At 68.9% G+C, this 19,196-nt stretch carries 20 protein-coding genes; 8 read left to right on the top strand and 12 right to left on the bottom strand.

Annotated elements, in window-relative coordinates; all coding sequences use genetic code 11:
• Positions 1–35: 35 nt before the first annotated feature.
• The gene (locus ABZ803_RS12795) at positions 36–1,307 is read right to left on the bottom strand and encodes a mannosyltransferase (protein ID WP_357036212.1); all 1,272 of its coding nucleotides are present in this window, start codon (positions 1,305–1,307) and stop codon (positions 36–38) included.
• 279 nt (positions 1,308–1,586) lie between these two features.
• Between ABZ803_RS12795 and ABZ803_RS12790 the strand changes: the two genes are divergently transcribed.
• Positions 1,587–2,387 carry a hypothetical protein gene (locus ABZ803_RS12790; RefSeq protein ID WP_357036209.1) on the top strand — a complete coding sequence of 267 codons (801 nt, stop codon included), beginning with the start codon at positions 1,587–1,589 and terminating at the stop codon, positions 2,385–2,387.
• A gap of 129 nt (positions 2,388–2,516) precedes the next feature.
• A complete protein-coding gene (locus ABZ803_RS12785) occupies positions 2,517–2,876 on the top strand; it encodes a hypothetical protein (protein WP_062974541.1) in 360 nt (119 codons plus the stop codon).
• A gap of 15 nt (positions 2,877–2,891) precedes the next feature.
• Here ABZ803_RS12785 and ABZ803_RS12780 read toward each other — a convergent pair whose 3' ends face one another.
• The 3 genes from ABZ803_RS12780 to ABZ803_RS12770 form a co-directional block, all read right to left on the bottom strand.
• Positions 2,892–3,605 (bottom strand): DUF1906 domain-containing protein, encoded by a 714-nt coding sequence (locus ABZ803_RS12780; RefSeq protein WP_357036205.1) that lies wholly within the window; start codon positions 3,603–3,605, stop codon positions 2,892–2,894.
• A 176-nt stretch (positions 3,606–3,781) separates the two neighbouring features.
• Positions 3,782–4,909, bottom strand: coding sequence for a hypothetical protein (locus tag ABZ803_RS12775; protein WP_357036202.1), 1,128 nt, complete (start codon positions 4,907–4,909; stop codon positions 3,782–3,784).
• A 230-nt stretch (positions 4,910–5,139) separates the two neighbouring features.
• Positions 5,140–5,757, bottom strand: coding sequence for a CHAP domain-containing protein (locus tag ABZ803_RS12770; RefSeq protein ID WP_357036199.1), 618 nt, complete (start codon positions 5,755–5,757; stop codon positions 5,140–5,142).
• 182 nt (positions 5,758–5,939) lie between these two features.
• Here ABZ803_RS12770 and ABZ803_RS12765 point away from each other — a divergent pair, with 182 nt between their 5' ends.
• Genes ABZ803_RS12765 through ABZ803_RS12750 form a run of 4 tightly spaced genes read left to right on the top strand, consistent with a single transcriptional unit; the run spans position 5,940 to position 9,514 of the window.
• Entirely contained in the window at positions 5,940–6,590 is a 651-nt protein-coding gene (locus tag ABZ803_RS12765) for an ABC transporter permease subunit (RefSeq protein ID WP_357036372.1), read from the top strand.
• Complete coding sequence (locus tag ABZ803_RS12760; RefSeq protein WP_357036196.1) at positions 6,583–7,782, top strand: ABC transporter ATP-binding protein; 1,200 nt, start codon at positions 6,583–6,585, stop codon at positions 7,780–7,782. The genes ABZ803_RS12765 and ABZ803_RS12760 overlap by 8 nt, the downstream gene beginning before the upstream one ends.
• Positions 7,779–8,543: an ABC transporter permease subunit gene (locus tag ABZ803_RS12755; RefSeq protein WP_357036193.1), complete on the top strand. Its 765-nt coding sequence runs from the start codon at positions 7,779–7,781 to the stop codon at positions 8,541–8,543. The genes ABZ803_RS12760 and ABZ803_RS12755 overlap by 4 nt, the downstream gene beginning before the upstream one ends.
• The gene (locus ABZ803_RS12750; RefSeq protein ID WP_357036190.1) at positions 8,540–9,514 is read left to right on the top strand and encodes a glycine betaine ABC transporter substrate-binding protein; all 975 of its coding nucleotides are present in this window, start codon (positions 8,540–8,542) and stop codon (positions 9,512–9,514) included. The genes ABZ803_RS12755 and ABZ803_RS12750 overlap by 4 nt, the downstream gene beginning before the upstream one ends.
• A gap of 456 nt (positions 9,515–9,970) precedes the next feature.
• Here ABZ803_RS12750 and ABZ803_RS12745 read toward each other — a convergent pair whose 3' ends face one another.
• Entirely contained in the window at positions 9,971–10,612 is a 642-nt protein-coding gene (locus ABZ803_RS12745) for a TIGR03086 family metal-binding protein (protein WP_357036187.1), read from the bottom strand.
• A gap of 89 nt (positions 10,613–10,701) precedes the next feature.
• On the opposite strand from ABZ803_RS12745, the gene ABZ803_RS12740 reads away from it, so the two are divergent.
• Entirely contained in the window at positions 10,702–11,673 is a 972-nt protein-coding gene (locus tag ABZ803_RS12740; protein ID WP_357036184.1) for a WYL domain-containing protein, read from the top strand.
• A gap of 281 nt (positions 11,674–11,954) precedes the next feature.
• On the opposite strand, the gene ABZ803_RS12735 is transcribed toward ABZ803_RS12740, so the two are convergent.
• The gene (locus ABZ803_RS12735; protein WP_357036181.1) at positions 11,955–13,409 is read right to left on the bottom strand and encodes an MFS transporter; all 1,455 of its coding nucleotides are present in this window, start codon (positions 13,407–13,409) and stop codon (positions 11,955–11,957) included.
• A 71-nt stretch (positions 13,410–13,480) separates the two neighbouring features.
• Here ABZ803_RS12735 and ABZ803_RS12730 point away from each other — a divergent pair, with 71 nt between their 5' ends.
• Positions 13,481–13,963, top strand: a complete 483-nt coding sequence (locus tag ABZ803_RS12730; RefSeq protein ID WP_062974522.1) for a MarR family winged helix-turn-helix transcriptional regulator — start codon at positions 13,481–13,483, stop codon at positions 13,961–13,963.
• 53 nt (positions 13,964–14,016) lie between these two features.
• On the opposite strand, the gene ABZ803_RS12725 is transcribed toward ABZ803_RS12730, so the two are convergent.
• The 6 genes from ABZ803_RS12725 to ABZ803_RS12700 all read right to left on the bottom strand — a co-directional run bounded on the left by ABZ803_RS12725 (position 14,017) and on the right by ABZ803_RS12700 (position 19,185).
• Positions 14,017–14,601, bottom strand: a complete 585-nt coding sequence (locus ABZ803_RS12725) for an NAD(P)H-dependent oxidoreductase (RefSeq protein ID WP_357036178.1) — start codon at positions 14,599–14,601, stop codon at positions 14,017–14,019.
• A gap of 80 nt (positions 14,602–14,681) precedes the next feature.
• Positions 14,682–15,053 carry a hypothetical protein gene (locus ABZ803_RS12720; RefSeq protein ID WP_357036175.1) on the bottom strand — a complete coding sequence of 124 codons (372 nt, stop codon included), beginning with the start codon at positions 15,051–15,053 and terminating at the stop codon, positions 14,682–14,684.
• An 11-nt stretch (positions 15,054–15,064) separates the two neighbouring features.
• Positions 15,065–15,541, bottom strand: coding sequence for a roadblock/LC7 domain-containing protein (locus ABZ803_RS12715; RefSeq protein ID WP_245549078.1), 477 nt, complete (start codon positions 15,539–15,541; stop codon positions 15,065–15,067).
• On the bottom strand, positions 15,538–16,368 hold the full coding sequence (locus tag ABZ803_RS12710; protein WP_357036172.1) for a hypothetical protein: 831 nt from the start codon (positions 16,366–16,368) through the stop codon (positions 15,538–15,540). The genes ABZ803_RS12715 and ABZ803_RS12710 overlap by 4 nt, the downstream gene beginning before the upstream one ends.
• Positions 16,358–16,717 carry a hypothetical protein gene (locus ABZ803_RS12705; RefSeq protein WP_357036169.1) on the bottom strand — a complete coding sequence of 120 codons (360 nt, stop codon included), beginning with the start codon at positions 16,715–16,717 and terminating at the stop codon, positions 16,358–16,360. The genes ABZ803_RS12710 and ABZ803_RS12705 overlap by 11 nt, the downstream gene beginning before the upstream one ends.
• A 518-nt stretch (positions 16,718–17,235) precedes the next feature.
• Complete coding sequence (locus ABZ803_RS12700; protein WP_357036166.1) at positions 17,236–19,185, bottom strand: VWA domain-containing protein; 1,950 nt, start codon at positions 19,183–19,185, stop codon at positions 17,236–17,238.
• Positions 19,186–19,196: the final 11 nt, after the last annotated feature.

The raw sequence follows: 19,196 nt of genomic DNA, 5'->3' as shown, positions 1-19,196 counted from the left end.
TGGGTCTTGCCCGAGCCGCTACCGCGCGGTGGCGCCTACGTAGTCCGCGCGGGGCCCTCGGTTGTCGCGCGCGTTTCCTCATCCGCGGCCGATTCGGCGTACCGGGGCCCGAAGCGGATGACCCAGAGGTAGAACACCACCACGCCGAGCACGTCGACGGCGCCGAGCCAGGCGAGCACCCCCGGGCGCGAGATGGTCCAGATCGAGTCCTGGAAGAAGGACAACACCCACGGCACGCCGACCAACATGGTCACCAGCCAGTACCCGGCGATGATCCGCGCGCCGGGCGCTCGGCGCAGCGGCCCGTAGACCAGCCAGAGCACGGTCGGCAGCAACCACACCCAGTGATGCGACCACGAGATCGGCGAGACCATCAGCCCGAACAGTTGCACCATGATGAGCGTGCCGAGCCGGTCGTCCGAGCCGAGTGCGCGCCAGGCCAGCAACGCCAGCACCGCGACCACGAGCACGGCCGCGATCCACCACGGGCCGGACTCCACGTCGTAGCCGAGGATCCGGCTGAGTGTGCCGCGCAACGACTGATTCCACACCGACCCCACCGGGCCGATCCGGTCGGCGTCCCCGAGCAGTGTGCCGAAGTACCGGCGCGCCTCGGCGGGTGCGATCAAGAAGCTCAGCCCCACCGTCGCGCCGAAGACCACCGCCGACCACACCACGGTTGCCCAGCGCCCGCGCGCGACGAAGTAGAGGCCGGTGATCGCGGGCGTCAACTTGATGCCCGCGACGATGCCGACCAGTCCGCCGGAGATCCACCACCGCGAACTGCGCACCGCGAGCATCCCGCCCAGCACCAGGAAGACATTGACCTGGCCGTAGTCCATCGTGGTTCGCACCGGTTCCAGCCACAACCCCAGCGCGGTCCAGCCGACGGTCGCGGCCTGCCACTGCGGCGTCCGCAGCCGCTGCGCACCGAAGATCAGCTCGAGACTGATGTGCACCACCGCGTACAGCGCCGCGGCTATGGCCAGCAGCCAGGCCACCGCGACCACGGTGAACGGCAGATAGTGCAGCGGGAAGAACACCAGCGCCGCGAACGGTGGATAGGTGAATGGCAACGGGAAGTCCGGGGTCTTCTCCGCGTAGGTGAAGTCGTAGAGCTGATCGGTCAGCAGCGCGGCCGACCCACCGACGTAGACGTGCAGGTCGACGAGGTTCATCCCGTTCGGAGACAGCAGCATCCAGAGCAACCGGGCCAGCACGGACAGGCCCAGCACCGACAAAGCCCATCGGAGGTGACGATTCAAATCGCTGGCTTTCGGCTCGAGTGCGGTGCGTCGGTTCGGCACGCCCGGACTTGGATGTTCTGGCGACAGCGCGGACGGCACCGATTAGATTAACCGCAGCGCGCTTCCGGTCGGTTCCACCCTCGAACCACCGGTAACATTTGCATCAACTTTCACACCAGTAACATCAGGGCGCGGTATGTTCTGCTAACACTGATCGTCCACGGCGCCTTTCGGACGCCGCGGCTGTACACATAGCCGCAATGTCCCTAGAGTGACCCCCGAAACGATGGCTTTTAGCAATCGAACCCAGATGTACCCGAGGTAAGGACGGCCAGACCAGTGCTTCGCACCCGAGGATCGCGGATCGCATTGTCCGCGCTCGCCATCGCGGCGAGCGCCACGCTCGCCGCGCCGACGACAGCAATCGCGGCCCCCGCGACCGCCCCGGCGGCGCTCACGAACAGCGTTCCCATGGTTCCCGAAGGTGTTCCGGTGGATGCGCTGGCCGCGCTCGCCCCAGCAATCGTCGGCGCCGTCGCGGGCCCGGCGGATATCGCCGCCCCCGGCGGGATCGCAGGCCCGCAGTCGGCCATCCTGGATCAGGCGCGCAAGCTGCTGGCCACCCTGAACCTGCCGCCGCAGATCAAGTCGACACTGGAACGGATCATCACCTTCCTCGACGGCAGCGGCGGCGGTGGTCCCGAGGTGCCGCAGGACGGCCCGGCGATCGCGCAGTTCCTGTACCCGACCATCGGCAAGGGCTGCATCGGCCCTGGCGCCGACTCGGTGGGCACCGCCCTGGCCGTCCCCGGCCCGGCCACGCTGCCGCCGCCCGGCCCGAGCGCCGGTCAGACCGGGTTCGTCTTCACCGCGCTCGGCACCAAGTCGCCGACGCCGGTGCAGAATCCGCCGATGACGGTGCAGTGGCTGAACCTGGACACCCGTCAGTCCGGCGTCCTGCCGCTGACCGACGAGGCCAAGATCAACCCGGACGGCCCCGCGACGCTGTCGGCGATCGCCGACACGGGCTTCGGCCGCGTCGTCGCGGTCGTCTCCGGCTCGCTGACCACGAAGTCCGGTGACGCCGAGGCGCGGACCTGCTCGTTCCTGCCGACGCTCGGATTCTTCACCGTAGGCTGAGCTTTCGATCGAGGGCGGCGACTCCATCGGGGTCGCCGCCCGCGGTCGTTCCGGGGAAGCCCGCGACAACCTCGAACGGATCCGCCGCGCCGCCCCACGAGCCGTCCGGACTGTGGTAGACCGCTAAGTATGGCGACCATCGATCATTCGATACGCACGGCACATTCGATCCGCAGCAGACGCTCGCATCGCTCGATCCTGTCTTTCCGCTCCGAGGGGTCGATCCTGTCCATTGGGTCGGCCTACTCGGTCCTGTCCATCGGCAGCGTGGGTTCGGTGTTGTCGATCGGGTCCGTTGGCTCGGTCGGGTCGGCGATCTCCTCGTTCTCGTTCGCCAGCCTCGGTTCCGCGTTCTCCGGCCTGTCCCGGTGGTCGCTGTTCTCCTGGCTCGGCAACCACGAAGCCCCGGACAGCCGCCCCACCCTGCGCGTCGTCCCGGACGACGAACCCGACCTGCGCGTCACCCCGATAAGCCACTGCCAGACATAGCGGCGCTCGGTCGCTTCACCACTGCCCGTACTCGGGTGTGAGCACGTTGTTCACATCGATTCCCACCCCGTCGATGGACTGCTTGTCGATCTCGAACTGGTGCAGGTGGGCGGCCGGGTGCACGAACCCTTTGGGTGTGCCCCAGTTGTGCTGCCAGTACCAGGCGCCCAATCCCGCGGTGCGGGCCAGTTCGATGGTCGGGGTGTTCGCGTAGACGCCGGTGTTCCCCTGACCGAGCACGGCCTGCCAGCCCAGCAGGTACGGCGCGATCATGGTGGCGAAGTCGACCGCGGAGGGGTTGTCGTCGATGGACGCGTAGATGGGCACGTTGTCCGGACCGCCGGCGGCGCGGTGCAACGCGAGCCCGCGCTCGGCGTGCCGTTTGCCCGCTTCCAGCCCGCCGCGCCAGTCCGCGGTCGGGCCCTTGCCGAACTGGTAGCACGAGACGATCTGCAGACCGGCCGCTTTGAGATCGTCGACTTCGGCGGATCGCAGCGGTTTTCCCGCCATCCACTCCGCGCCCGGCCTGCGGTCGGACACGTAACGGATCACGCCGATATGTCCGGCGTCGCGGATCGCCGCAGCCGAGGGGACGCCACCCGCGTAATCGATCAGAGTGCCGAGCGAGGGCCGCGCGGCGGCGGGAGCTGCCCCCGCGGTGACGCCGACCACGGCCGCCGCGGCCGCGTAGGCGAACAGATCACGCCGGGACACCGGAATGGAACGCATCGTCGACTCCTTCGCGCAACCCCGACATGGAAGAGCAGCGTGCCCGGCGCACCTTCCCCAAATCACCGCGCGCCGGGAGCCTCGAACGTGAACTCATTTCACCACATTCACATTAGAACCGCTAGACCCAGGAGAAACAGGTTTCACATTCGCCACACCGGCCGCAGGTGATCGGGTCAGGCGACGCCATCGATTCGCGCGGCGACGTCGATGGTGCGCATCGCGGGATCGGCCAGTTCTCTGCGGATCACCGCCGCCACCTGTGCGACGACCTGTTTCTTTATCCCGGCGAGCGCACCGAGGGCGGCGGCCCGCGCACCTTGCGCGGCGAACTCCATCCGGATGTCGGCAGGGTCCGGCGGCGGCACGTCGATCACCACGCGCAAGGGGTCGGCGGCGCGGGCGGTGAGCGCCAACGGCACCTCGACGTCGGCGCGATAGCGATTGGCTTTCAACACGTCCACCGTGATGTCCAGGCTTACCGGCAGCGTCAGGTCGAACGCGACCGGATCCGCCGACCGGTCCGCCAGCCGCGGCATGCGGACCGCTCCGCGGACGGTCACGACGGCACTGGCTCGCGGCCCCGTCCGCAGCGGCCCGACTTCGATCGGCCTGCCCGCCAACCGTTCGACCACGTCGGAGACCCGTTCGCGCGTCACGATGCGGGAGAAGAACCGATGCCCGAACTCGTCGTAACCGATCCAGTCGAACGCGATGCGGTCCCGGTGCGGCGAGCGTTTGCCGGCCACCATGGCCTCCACGTCGAACACCAGGTTCCGGCGGGTCTGCGGATCGGCCAGCATGGCGTTCACCCGGGACGCGACCTCCCGCTGCACCACCCCCGCGATGGGGTCGAGCAGCCATTCCCACGCCGAGTCCACCGCTTGGGCGCGCAGGACGAAGCTGATGTCACGCTGGGTGATCCGCGGTATGTCGATGACGATGAGCACGGGCTCGGCGGTGCGGGCGTGCAGCGTCAGATCGATCTCGACCCTGGCCTCCAGCCGCATTTTCCGGCCACCGAGCAGCACTTTGAGGGTGAGCGACACCGGGACGGTCACGGCGAAGGTCACCGGGGGCCCGCTGTGCAGGACGCGCGGGGCCCCGACCTTGCCCTCGGCGACGAAACCCGCGAGTCCGGCCGGGCCGATCGAGACCGGGCCGATGGTCAAGCCGCGGCCCGTCATACCGGAGATGGCGGATTCGATGCGAGCGGCGTTCACGGCGTGCGCCACGAAACGCTCGCCGAACTCGGCGTAGTCGATCCAGGCTGGCGCACTACTCGATTCGTCGGTCGGATGCATCAGTAGTTCCGGAACCCTCACCTCTCGATGGACACCCGACACGGTACGCGACCGATCTTGCCCCGCCCCGGAACGCGCTCAGCAGCCCGGGATCCCCGTCCTGCCGATGAGGGGGAAGCAGGGCGGGGACCGGCGGCGGCGCTGCCGGGCGCCGCCGTCTCCATCGTAGGACCATCCGGCGCGCCGTTTCACCCGCATATCGGACAGATTCCGCTCCGCGGGAGTGATCTTCACAATCGCCCGAGACCGACCACTCCCGTCACGTCGTCCAGCGTGAAGCGGTGGATCCGGATCCCGCCGTACTCGTTGCCACCGATCGTGGTCACCTGTCCGCCGTCGGCCCGCAGGACGATGTTCGTGTGCTGCCCGAACGGACTGGACTCCCGGTACAGCAGCACATCACCGGTCCGCGGTCGATAGCCCGAGCCGATCGGTTCGAACCGGCCGACGCTCTCGTAGTACTCCTGCAACGTGTAGACACCCGGAATTCGCCAGGAGCCCGAATTGGGGTTGGCCAGAGCCACACCCGCCGCGCGCAGCACCCAGCTGACGAAATCGGCGCACCACGCCTCCTCGACGCCTTCCGCGTATTTCGTGCCCTCGCCCGGATCGGCGAACTCGCGCTCGGCGATCGCGACGATCCCGGCCTGGGTGGCGTCCAGCGCCGAACGGTCCAGCGCGGGGAACTCGGTGAGACGCTCGCCGACGACCGCTCGGCGGTCGGCGCGGTCCTGCCACCAGAGGGCCCCGGTGATCCCGGCGCCGACCACACCGAGCACCACCAATGCGAGCGCGATCCACCGCCCTGATCGCCATCCTGGCCGCTGCGCCATCGCTCCCCCGTTCATTTGTGTGATGCTGTTGTCGAGCCTATGGAATTCGACGCGCGAAGGGGCGCGACGGTTCCCGGCGCCATCCGTCCGGTTCTCGGTGACCGAGCCGGAGGCAACCCGTACGAGCCGAAATCGCGTACGGCACCGGCGAAACCGCGCTAGTCTCCCGAGAGGCCGGCCGATGGGGAGGTACCGCCCTGGACACGCTGTGGACATTCATCGTGCACCGGCGGCATCAGTTGCTGGTCGACTCCTACCTGCACGTCTCGGCAGTGGTGCAATCGGTGCTGCTGGCCACGGTGGTCTCGGTGCTGATCGGGGTGCTGGTCTATCGCAGCCCGTTCGGCTCCTCGATCGCCTCCGCGCTGGCGGGCGCGGTGCTCACCGTTCCGTCGTTCGCGCTGCTGGGCCTGCTGATCCCGATCCTGGGCCTGGGTGTCGCGCCGACGATCACCGCGCTCGTGGTGTACGCACTGCTGCCGATTCTGCGCAACACCATCATCGGGCTCGCCTCGGTGGACCCGGCCGTGACCGATGCGGCCCGCGGGGTCGGGATGAACCGGCTCCTGGTGCTCGCCAGGATCGAATTGCCGCTGGCCTGGCCGGCAATCCTGACCGGAATGCGGGTGAGCACGCAACTGATCATGGGAATTCTCGCCCTCGCCGCATACGCCAAGGGCCCCGGGCTCGGCAACCTGATCTTCTCCGGTCTCGCGCGGCTGGGCAGCCCGAACGCGGTGCCGCAGGCCTTGGTCGGCACGCTCCTCGTCGTCGTGCTCGCTCTCGCACTCGACGCGATCTACGTCCTGATCGGACGGCTCACCACCTCGAGGGGAATCCGTGACTGAGACCGAAACCCGCGACGGCTCCGCGAGATCCGTCGTCTCCGGCGTCGAGATCGTGCTGCATTCGGTGACCAAACACTATCCGGGGCAGCGTGATCCGGCCGTGGACAGCGTCTCGCTCACCATCCCGGCCGGTGAGATCGTGGTCCTGGTGGGACCGTCCGGTTGCGGCAAGACCACCACCATGCGGATGATCAACCGGTTGATCGAGCCCACCTCGGGCACCATCACGATCGATGGGCGCGACGCGGCCACGATCCATCCCGACCGCTTGCGCCGCGGCATCGGATATTCGATCCAGCAGGCGGGATTGTTCCCGCATCTGACCGTCGCGAAGAACGTCGCGACCGTGCCGGGCCTGATCGGCTGGGACCGGCGGCGCATCGCGGCACGGGTCGACGAGATGCTGGAACTGGTCGGCCTCGACCCGGACACCTTCCGCGACCGCTATCCCCGCCGGTTGTCCGGCGGCCAGCAGCAGCGCGTCGGTGTGGCCAGGGCGCTGGCGGCCGACCCGCCCGTGCTGCTGATGGACGAGCCGTTCGGCGCGGTCGATCCGATCACCCGCGGCTCGTTGCAGAACGAGCTGCTGCGCCTGCAAGGCGAACTCGGCAAGACGATCGTCTTCGTCACCCACGATTTCACCGAGGCGGTCAAGCTCGGCGATCGCATCGCCGTGCTCGGCGACAAGTCCCGGATCCTGCAATACGACACGCCTGCGGCGATCCTGGCCGACCCCGCCGACGAGACGGTGGCCGGCTTCGTCGGCGCGGACGCCTCGCTGAAACAACTCACATTGACCCGGGTCGGGGACGTCGAACTCGGCGACTGCCCCACCGCCACGGAGGAGGACCCGGCCGGCACGCTACGTACCGCCGTCACGGACCGGCACCGGCCGTGGGCGCTGGTGCTGGACGGTCAGGGCCGTCCACTCCGCTGGGTCTCGGCCGAGCACCTGGCGCACGCCGACTCGCTGCGCGGCCTCGGATCACCGGTGCCGGGAACATTGTCGCTGAAATCGACGCTGCAGGACGCGCTGGAAGCCCTGCTGACGCAGCAGAACGCGACCGCGGTGGTGACCGGACCGCGCGGCGAGTACGTCGGCCTGATCACCATCGACACGCTGATCGGCCATCTGTCGGCCCTGCGCGCCGAACACGGAGCGGACGGCGCCGCGCGGGACGGGGCGCCATGACCACCGCCATCGCGTCACCCGCCGCCCAGCGCAGGGCCGAGCGCATCCGTTTGCTGGTGCAGCCCGTGCTCGTGCTCGTGCTCACCGCCGGTGTGCTGGTGTGGGCGTTCGCCCGCGAGCTCACCGTCACGCAGCGAGCGAGCCTGAACGCGGGCAACGTCGCGACCGTCACCTGGCAGCACGTGCTGATCACCGGGACCGTGGTGCTGATCGTGCTCGCGGTGGCCGTCCCGCTGGGCACCCTGCTCACGAGACCGGGATTCCGGCGCCTCACACCGATCTTCGTTGGCATCGCGAACATCGGCGCGGCCGCTCCCGCCATCGGGCTGATCGTGCTGTTCTATCTGGCCACCCGGACCACCGGCTTCTGGATCGGCGTGGCGCCGATCGCGTTCTACTCGCTGCTTCCGGTGCTGCGCAACACCATCCTGGGCTACCAGCAGGTGGACCGGACGCTCATCGATGCGGGCCGCGGGCAGGGGATGTCGGCCGTGACGGTGCTGCGCCGCATCGAGTTCCCGCTCGCGGTGCCCTACATCCTGGCCGGGTTGCGCACCTCGCTGGTGCTCGCAGTCGGCACCGCGACGCTGTCGTTCCTGGTGAGCGCGGGCGGGCTCGGCATTCTGATCGACACCGGCTACAAACTGCGCGACAACGTCACCCTGGTGGTCGGCGCGGTGCTCGCGGTGGCGCTGGCCCTGCTGGTGGATTGGCTCGGCGCGCTCGCCGAAGAATTCCTCGGGCCCAGGGGGCTGAAATGACGCGGGTGTGGCGCGCGCTCGCTCTGGGGCTCGGATTGGCGCTGGTGGCCGCCTGCGGGCTGCAATCCGGCGGCGCGGTGCCGCTGCGGGTGGGGCCGGGCAGCATCCGCCCGAGTCCCGCACTAGACGGGGTGCCGGTCACGGTGGGCTCCAAAGATTTCACCGAACAGAACATCCTCGGGTATCTCATCGAGTTCGCCCTGACCGCGGCCGGCGCCGAGGTCCGCGACCTGACCAACATCCAGGGCTCCAACAGCGTGCGCGACGCCCAGCTGCACGGGCAGATCGACATCGCCTACGAATACACCGGCACCGGCTGGATCAACTACCTCGGCAACGAGAAGCCGGTGCCCGACGAGATCGGCCAGTTCGAGGCGGTGCGGGACGCCGACCTGGCCGCGCACGGCATGGTGTGGACCGCGATGGCGCCGATGAACAACACCTACGCGCTGGTGATGAGCGCGCGGACCGCGCAGGAGACCGGCGTGCGCACGCTGTCGGACTACGCCGCGCTGGCCGCCGCCGATCCGGCCGCCGCGGCCATCTGCGTCGGCACCGAATTCAACGTCCGCCAGGACGGATTCCCCGGCCTCGTCCGCAAGTACGAGATCGACGCGGGCAAGGTGCGCAAGCAGATCGTGCAGGACGCGGTGGTCTACCAGGCGACCGCAGACGGCAGACAGTGCCGTTTCGGCTCGGTCGCCGCCACCGACGGGCGCATCCCGGCATTGAATCTGGTCCTGCTACAGGACGATCGCGGATTCTTCCCGAAGTACAACGCCGCGCTGGTGATGCGCGAGAGTTTCGCCGACGCGCATCCAGAGGTGGCCGAGATCATGACGCCGATCTCGCAGCGCCTCACCAACGAGACCATCACCGAACTCAACCGTCAGGTCGACGTGGACGGGCGCGAACCCGCGGAGGTGGCCCGGGACTGGATGGTCGCCCAGGGGTTCGTCACCGCGCGTTGAAGCGAGAACCAGCCACTGCAAAGGCGTTTGGGCAGGACCGCGTAGAACACGCGTGCAGACGCTGTCATACACGTTCGCGGCTCACAGGCGACATGCGCCGCTTCCAGGCAGCCGGGCCAACGCCTCGAGGCGATTCGATCGAAATGGACCACCTCGGACCGAACGGGTGCCGGTCGCCGTCCACTCCGGCCCCTCGTCCGCGGAGTTCGTCCAAACGCTCGCCGCGAGCGGCGCGGTCGGCGCTACAGCTGTCGGTTCCCCCAGCCGCCCCACCGAACAGCCTGTAGGTCGCGGGCCCGCCACCGATGCGCCTGAACCGGCCCACCGCGGCCGACCCCGAACACTCCGGCCCCGACTACCCGTTCTCGAGCGCGATACGAATTCGAAGGGCCGAGCCTGGTTGCCCGCACGTAGTCGGCGTGTGAGCATCAGGCCCGGCCGGAGCCGCCGCGACGCTCAGCGCGGCTCGCGCCCCAGGTACCGCAGCAGATCACCGACGGCGTCGCCGGACGAACCGTCGACGATCGCGGCATAGGCCCCCCACTGGCGCAGCGGTTCGACGATCTCCGCCGTCTCGCCGCTGCCGGGCGCCGGGTGGCCGGCCCGGGCGGCGGCGAGCAGGTGGGTGGCGAGCTCGTCGGTCAACGGCGACGCCTGGCCGGTCGCGATCGCGATGTCCCAGGCGTGGACCGCGGCGTCCAGCGCGCACATCACCGCGGCCACCGGAGTGGCGAGCGCGCCGTGCGGCAGCGGCGTCGGCACCGTCTCGGTGGCGTCGTCCACGGTGCTCCAGGCGAGGGCGGTCTGCTCGATCGCCCCGCGCACCAACTCCGCGGGAGCACCGTCGACCGCGCCGGACGGCTCGAACGGGTTGTAGGCCGGACCGTCGCCGATGCCGAGGAACTTGGCGAACGCCAGCTGGTCACCGGCTGCGTGCTGGACGACCTGCGTCACATCCCATTCCGAGCACGGGGTCGGCAGATGCCACTGATCCGCCCGCACACCGGCGACGACGCTCTCCAGTGCGCGGTAGGAATCGGCGAGCACGCCGCGCCAGACGGGGCGCAGAGTCGTGGCGGCGGTGGTGGTGGCGTTCATGTCGGAGCCCTTCGGTCGTTTTTCGGTGCTGACATAAGCCTATGCGGGCATTAGGCTATTTTTGTTCCTAATTGATCCCGGAGGAAAATGTGGCCTCGACCACTCCGCGACTGCTGCGGTTGCTCGCGTTGCTTCAGGACCGCGCGCACACCGGACGCGAACTGGCCGAGCGTCTCGGCGTCACTGATCGCACCCTGCGGCACGACATCCAGCGCCTGCGCGAGCTGGGCTACCCGGTGCACGCCGAACGCGGCGCCATCGGCGGCTACCGGCTCGGCCGCGGCGCGACCATGCCGCCTCTGCTGCTGGACGACGACGAAGCGGTGGCCGTCGCCGTCGCGGTCGGACTCGCCGAGGACGGCTCCACCGGCATCGCGGACATCGCCGCGCACGTCACCAAAGCACTGGGCAAACTGGATCAGATCCTGCCGAAACGCTTGCAGCGCAAAGTTTCCGCGTTGCGTGACGCGACGGCGATCGGCCCGGCCACGACCGGATCGCGCGAGCCGGACGCGCCGGTACCCGCCGCCGTGCTCACCACCCTGGCCGGGGCCATCCGCGACGGCGCGACGGTCCGGATCGCCGAAGCCGGGACCGAAGCGTCTATCGAGGTGGAGCCGTACCGGCTGATCAACTGGCAGCGCCGCTGGTATCTGGTCGCCTACAGCCTGGAAGACCACACGTGGCGCGCGATTCCGGTGGCCCGGATCAGCCGCGCCGAGGGCGGTTCCCGCCGCTTCGCCGCACGCTCGCTTCCGGATGACGATCTGGTTGCCTTCGTCATGCGGCACGTCGCGACCACCGGATGGAAAGTGCAGGCACGGGTCACCGTGCTCGCGCCCGCCGAGACGGTCATCGCTCGCATCAATCCCGCCGTCGGCGTGGTCGAGGCCGTGGACGCGGACACCTGTGTGCTCTACACCGGCGCGGACGCGCTGGAGACCATCGCGATCTACCTGTCCATGCTGATGATGGATTTCCGCGTCGACGGGCCGCCGGAGCTGGTCGCCCACATCCGTACCCTCGGTCGCCGGTATACCGAGGCCGTCGCCGACTCCTGATGTGAACTGATCGGCACTCGACCGACAAGCGCTGCCACGGCACAGGAGGATTCGCGCGCCAACCCAACACCCTCGCTCACCGAGGAAGTGGGAGAACCCCTCACAAGCACGAACGAAGCCGTCGGCAGGTGAGCCGGGGGCCGCACCGGTGCCCCGCTAGCAGCCCGCAGGATTACTGCCGGAGTCGCCACTCGCGCGCAGCCGCTCCCGCTGGGCCCGTGGTCACGAACCCGGGTACCGACCCCGCCGAACCCGGGACCGGTACACCGGAACCACAGTCGTCAGGAATGCCCGATGGTGGTAGCCGCGTCGGCGGTCTTCCGCATCGGGATCAATGCGGTCAGGCCGATCGCGACCAGGGCCGCCACCATCGCGATGAGGAAGGTGGTGTGGAACCCGTCGCGCGAGGGCAGCACGTGCGGGCCCAGCTGCATGGTCATGTGCGCCAGCACCACGCTCATCACCGCCGCGGACGTCGAGGTGCCGATCGAGCGCATCAGCGAGTTGAGGCCGTTGGCCGCCGCGGTCTCGGTGATCGGCACCGCGCCCATGATCAGCGCGGGCATCGCCGCGTAGGCCAGGCCGACGCCGCCCGCGACGATCACCGCGGCGAGCATGATCTCCCAGACGCTGTTCATCAACACCACCGCGCACAGGTACCCGACCGCGATCACCGCCGATCCGAGCGCGAGAGTGACCTTGGGGCCGCGGCTCGCCGACAGCCGCGCCGACACCGGCGACAGCAGCATCATCACGAAACCGGTGGGCGCCAGCGCCAACCCGGCGCTGATCATGGACAGCCCGAAGCCGTATCCGGTCCGCTCCGGCGCCATCAGCAGCTGCGGGAAGGTCAGCGACATGCCGTAGAGCGCGAAGCCGACGGCGATCGAGGCCGCGTTGGTGAACAGCACTCGCGGCCGCGCCGAGACCCGCAGGTCCACCAGTGGTGAACGCTGCCGCAGTTCGAAAGCGCCCCAGCCGAGGAACACCACCAGAGATACCGCGAACAGGATCAGGATCGGGGCGCTGGCCCAACCCCAGTCCGCGCCCTTGGTAATCGCGATCAGCAGCGCGAGCAGCGCCGCCGACAACCCGATCGCACCGCCGAAGTCGAATCGGGCGGGTGTGCGCACCGGCGACTCCGGCACCAACACGAAAACCACTACGGCGCAGACGACGCCGAGCGCCGCGGAAGTCCAGAACAGCACGTGCCAGTTCGCGTTCTGCGCGATGGCCGCCGCGACCGGCAGCCCGATCGCGCCGCCGACACCGAGCGTGGCGCTCATGATCGCCATCGCGGAACCCACCCGCTCGGCGGGCAATTCGTCCCGCATGATGCTGATGCCCAGCGGAATGGCGCCGACCGCCGCACCTTGCAGCGAGCGGCCGACGATCTCGGGCAGCAGCGTGGAGAACGAGGCGCAGACCACCGAACCGGCAACCAGCAGAAGCAGATTGGCGAACAGGATGCGGCGCTTGCCGAACATGTCGCCGAGACGGCCGCTGATCGGCGTCGCCACCGCGCCCGCGAGCAGCGTGGCGGTGACGACCCAGGAGGCGTTGGACGCGGAGGTGTTCAGCAGCGTGGGCAGTGCCGGAATGATCGGGATGACCAGCGTCTGCATGAGCGAGACGACAACACCGACCATGCCGAGCGTCGCGATGAGCAAGGCCGGCGCGGGACGCCGGCCGCTGGAATCAGAGACGGTCGAAGACGCGTCGGCGGTTACTGTCACGTATGTACGGTACATATGGTGTGTATGCTGCACAATTTGGTATCGACGTGATCCTCGCGACATAGTGGGGCATGTCCGATTCCGGTCCCGGCGACGACGCAGCGCTGAGCCGCCTCGCCTTCGAGCTCTCGCTACTGTCCAGGCACTTTCCCGCCGCACTGCTACGGCGCCCCGGCTTCCAGCTCGACCGCTCGGCGTATCTGATCTTGACCAGGCTGGAACTGGACCATCCGCTGAGTCTGCGCGAGCTGGCCGAAGCGTTCCGGTTGGATATCTCCACGATCAACCGGCAGGTCGCGGCGATGCTCAGGCAAGGGTTGGTCGACCGGGTGCCAGACCCCGACGGGGGCATCGCCCGCAAGATCCGCGCCAGCCCGAAAGGGCTGGAGTCATTGGCCTCCGACCGCGTGCAGAGCCGCCAAGGTATCGGCGCCGTGGTGGCCGACTGGACCGAGGCCGACATCGATCAACTCAGCAAGCTCATCGCGCGCTTCAACCAGTCGGTCGAGGACAAAGAGCACAATCCGTGGCCACGCCCGTCCGACCTCGCGTGACGAACGGTCACTTACCGAGCACAGCCCGGCGGAGCGAACCGAAGTGTCGAACGTCAAGCGATATAGGGATGTTCGGCTCGGGCCGACCGCAGCGCACGCCCCCACCAGACCAGCTGGCCGAGCAGTTGATCGGCGGCTGACACCGGCATCTCCGGATCGGCCGGCTGCCCCGCGGAGTCGAACCGCCTGCCCGCATCGTGGAAGCTCACCGTGTCGCGCACGGTGACCGCGTGCAGTTCGGCGAACACATGCCTGAGGTGCTCGACCGCGCGCAAGCCGCCGGAGATCCCGCCGTAGGAGACGAATCCCACCGGCTTGGCCCGCCATTCGGTGTAGTGCCAATCGATGGCGTTCTTGACCGACGCCGGATAGCTGTGGTTGTACTCGGGTGTCACCACGACGAAAGCGTCCGCCGCGGCCAGCCGGGGCCCCACCGCTGCCAGCGCCCGCGCCGCCTCGGGGCCGGGATGGTGGGAAAGCTGTTGCGGCAAGGGTGTTTCGGCCAGATCGACAACGTCGACGGCGACGTCGTCGCGCCGGTCGGCGTGTTCGGCGAACCAGGTGGCGACGGTCGGGCCGAAGCGGCCCGTACGGGTGCTGCCGACGATCACGGCGAGCTGAATCGGGTGGTCGGACATGGTGGTTCCCTTCGACGCGTGCGTTGCACAGAACAGCGTCGGACCTGAACCACGCTTCAGGTCAAATCGGCGAGCGCCGATCAGACTTCCAGGTCCTCCTCGATGCCCCTCAGGCGGTGCCTGGCCAACGCCAGATTCGCCCGGCCCCGGTCCAGCGCCAGGTAGAGGAACAGGCCCTTGGACTTGCGGCCGGTCATCGGCCGGATGATGTGGTACTGCCCGGACAGCGTGATGAGGATGTCCTCGATGTCCTCCTTGAGCCCCAGCTGGTCCATGGTCCGCAACTTGGCGCGCACCACCTCGGTGTTGCCCGCGCCCGCGACCTGGAGATCCAGGGACTTGGAACTGCCGAGCATGCCCAGCGCCATACCGCTGTTGTAGTCGACCACGGCGGCGCCGATCGCGCCGTCGATCACCATCATGTCTTTGAGGGCCAGATCCATAGTGGACATAAGAATTCCTTTCAGTGGGTTTTCGTTGTCTGTTCGCTTCGTGCGTCGGTCGCCACCGGCGTCAGCAAGTCGGCGATCGCCCGTGCCGCAGGGCGGGACTCCAGATGCAGCCTGCCGATGTTCACCTCGGGCGCGGCCAGGACGGTCAGCGACGTCCAGCCCGCCGCGTAGATGACCACGTGCCCGCTCGTGCCGTGCACCACCACCTCGCTGAACCCGCCGCCGTGCGCGGTGGTGGCCAGCCGGTGCGACAGCGACAGCTGCGAGGCCGCCATCGCCGCCATCCCGTTCGGCTCGATCTGCGCGGGTAGATCGTGGGCGACGAGCAGCCCGTCGTTGGACGCCACGAGCGCGCCGGTCAGCCGAGGGACGCGATCGCGCAGGGCCTTCAGCTCCAGCAGCACCGCCGCGTTCGGTTCGGGTCCGGACATCGCCACCTTGGTCAACCTTCCCATCACATTGCCGAGCAGTTTCTTCCGCGCGGTCACGCGAGCTCCTCCAAAGCCGCTTGCAGGCGGACGAGCAGGTCCCGGTCCGGCGGTTCCGAACGCTCCGCGACGGGGACCGGCGCCGAGTGCCGCCCACGGCGTCTCGGAAGCCGGCCCGGCTCGGCGCTCACGGCTGCGACCGCCACGGGCTCGTCGGTCACCGGTTCGGGTGCGACCCGCCGGGCCGCCACCGGGACGGACGTTCCGGCGGGCGGCTCGATCAGCCCCGCCGCGGTCAGATCCCGCACCGCGACCAGACATCCATAGGTGGTGCGGCCCAGTTCGCGGCCGATCCCCGCGACACTGCGCCGCGCGTCCGCGGCGGCCAGCACCTCGGCCTGCCCCCCGGTGAGCACCAGACGGCGCCGCCGCACCCGGCGCACCGGCACGACCGGGACCCGATCGACCAGGTCCGCGGGCCACGGCCCGGACCCCGGATCGCCGCGCCGCGCGCACTCCTGCACGAGAGCCCGTGGCGCGATGTGGCAGACCGGGGCCAGCCAGTGCGGTGGGGCCGGACGGAACTCCGGGACGGCGGGCGAGGCCAGCAAGAAGTAGGCGGCATCGAAAACCGACAGCATGGCGAGGGTTTCCAGCCGCGGCCGCCCCAGCACACGGCCGGGATCACCCGCCCCCGCGCGCCGCCAGTCCTCGGCGGTCGCCACGCCCGCCTCGACGACCAGCCGGTCCAGCCCCGTGGTGCGGCGGCAATCGGCGGAAACGATCGCGCCTTCGGCGAGATGAAACGCACCGTCGCCCGCGCGCAACACGCCCGTACGTCCTTCCTGCTCCAACCGCCGTAATTCGACCGCGAGTTCAGGACTCATCGGTGCCCTCGGCCAATTCATCGAGAATTCCGCGCAGCTGATATCGCGCCATCGCGAGATTCCCGGTGTCCTCGTCGAACAGCACGTGGACGAAAAGCCGTCCGTCGAAGTCGCCGTTCACCAGGTTCAGCAGGTGGTATCCGCGGGTTGCGCAGACGATGATCTCGGTGACGTCGTCGCCGTCGCCGCCGCTCGACAATGCCGGGCAGGCGAGCACCGCGCGCACCACATCCGTTGTGGCAGCGGCATCTTCGTGCTCGTCCAGCACCTCGTGCCTGCCGTCCGCGGCGATCGCCAGACCGCTCGCGCCGTCCACCAATGTCACACTGCGCGCACCGGGAATATCCATGATGCGTTTCAGACAACCGTCGATACCGATCACGCGCCACCACTTGTCATGTGAGGGGTTTACGGTTTCCAGACGCTACACACGCACACCGCACGATGTACAGCAAATCGGGGAGAAATTTCCGGTAAAAAACATTTTCCCTGGCAGCCGGAATAAATACCTTTCGGTATTCAATACCTATTGGTATTCAATACCCGTCGGTTTTCGATCTCGACACGCCGACCCGGCCACAATAAATCCTCGATACGGCCGCTCGACTGCTCCGGTGCCACATACGCGACACGCCTGCGACTGTGCACGCACACGCAGGCATCACCGAAACCGCACGCCTCCGCCGCCGTGGGGCGCGCACGGAGGCATGCCATGCCGGGAAGACCGGCGCAGCAAGCAGTCATCTCGCAGCAATTACAAGATCGGCGATACACCCGCTCGAAGCACCGGGCGGGCTACACCGGACGAAATCAGCCTGCGGTGAGGTAGGGCCGGTCACCCTCCCTGTCCGCAGCGTTGGTCGCGCCTTACGCCTTGCCGCGCAGGTAATCGCTCACCACGGCGGCGCCGAGACCGTCCAGATCCGGCATCACCACGCGCCCACCGCTGCGGCGGGCCATCAGGTCGACGAACGCGGCAAGGCGCGGGTCCTCCCCGAGCATGAACACCGTCACCGACGCACCCAGCTTGGCCAAGGCGTCGACCTGAGCCATCGTCACGGCCAGCGTGCGCTGCGCGGGTGGCCAATTGAAGTACGTCTGGCCGTCCGGCTCCAGATGAGCGGTCGGCTCGCCGTCGGTGACGACGAGCACGATCGGCACCGCGTCCGGATGCCTGCGCAGGTGCCCCGCGGCGAGCAGCAGCGCGTGGTGCAGATTGGTGCCCTGCTCCCAGACGCCTTCCAGCGCGGTCAGTTCGCCGATGTCCACGGTCGTCGCGTGCCTGCCGAAGGTGATCACGCTCAGTGCGTCGGAGCGGAACCTGGTGGCGATCAAGTGGTGCAGCGCCAAGGCGGTGCGCTTCATCGGCACCCATCTCCCGTCCTGCACCATCGACCAGGACGTGTCCACGCACAGCGCGACGGCGGCCCTGGACCGCTGCTCGGTCTCCATGATCTCGACATCGGAGACGTCCAGCCGCACGCCGCGTTTGCCGGTCGACGCCGAGCGCAGCACGGCATTGCGGATGGTTCGCGACACGTCCCACGGCTCGGTGTCGCCGAACCGCCAGGCCCGGGAACCTCCGGTCGGCTCACCCGCGGCGCCCGCCAGGGCCGTGTCCCGCTCACCGCGACGGGATCGCAAGCGTCCGATGACGTCACGCAGCGCCACCTCGCCGAGCCGGCGCAAAGCCTTGGGCGTCAGTCGCAGTGAGCCGTCCTGCGTTCGCTCGAAGATGCCTTGCCCGCGCAATTCGCGCTCCAGGTCGGCCAGCCGGGCGGCATCCACGCTCGCGTCCGCACCGAGGTGGCGGGCCAGCGCGTCCAGGTCGATGTCCTCCAAGCGCGCACCGGCATAGGACTGGCCGAGTTGCTCGGCGAGCGCGTCGAGTTCGGCGAGATCTTGCAGGGCCTGCGCGCCTTCGCCGAGGCCGAGCGGGTCGTCGCCGCGGAACCTCCGACCGGAGTTCCAGTCCTCTCCGGGACGCAACGCCCGCAGATGCGCGTCCAGCGCGGAGACCTGCTGGGCGATCCCCGGGTCGCCGAACGCCTGGCCGATCAGCTCGGACAGCTCCGCGCGCTGCTGCTCGGACATCGAGTTCATCATGCGCTGCGCGGCGGCGGCGCGGGCGGCGAGCGCGTCGATCAGTTCCTCGGTGTCGCGCGGATTCTCCGGGAAGAATTCGCCGTGCTCGGCCATGAACTCGGCGAACCGCTGCTCGGTGTCCTCACCCCTGGCGTGGGCGGCGAGCAGGTCGTTCAGGTCGGCCATCATCCGCCGGACCCGCTCCACGTCCTGTGGAGTGGTGTTCCGCAAAGCCTGTTTCATGCCCTGGAAGCGCGATTCCAGCAGCTCGCGGCCGAGCAGGTCACGGATCTTCTGATAGTTGTCGCGGCCGGTCTCCGACCGCCAGGGATACTCGGCGAGTTCGGTGACGGCGGCGGCCGTGCTCGACGGCAGTGCGTCCAGCTGCGCTTCGGCGAACCTGGCGTCGTCGGACGGGTCGGGGAACAGGGCGCCGCGCTCGGCTTCCAACGCCTCTTCCAGCAGTTCCCGGACCTGTTGCAGCGTGCCGTCCAGCCGGTGGCTCCTGGCGATCTCCGCGCGGCGCTGCCACAACCGGCGCGTCAGCTCCTCCAGCCCCGGCATGGTGCGGGTGCCGCGCCGCAACAACTCTTGCAGGGCGTTGCGCGGGGAACTGCCCTCCATGACGTCGCGACCGATCCGGTCCAGCGCCTCCCGCAGGTCCAGCGGGGGCGCCAACGGATCGGGCCCCTCGTGATAGGGGCCGTAGGAGTAGCGATCGGGGGTCGTCACGACGCCCCGCC

Origin of the sequence: Nocardia sp. NPDC047648 (assembly GCF_040642815.1) — a bacterium.
GTDB classification, from domain to species: Bacteria; Actinomycetota; Actinomycetes; order Mycobacteriales; family Mycobacteriaceae; genus Nocardia; species Nocardia gamkensis.
Note: the sequence above shows the minus strand (reverse complement) of the source record. Positions and strands in the feature narration are given on the sequence as shown.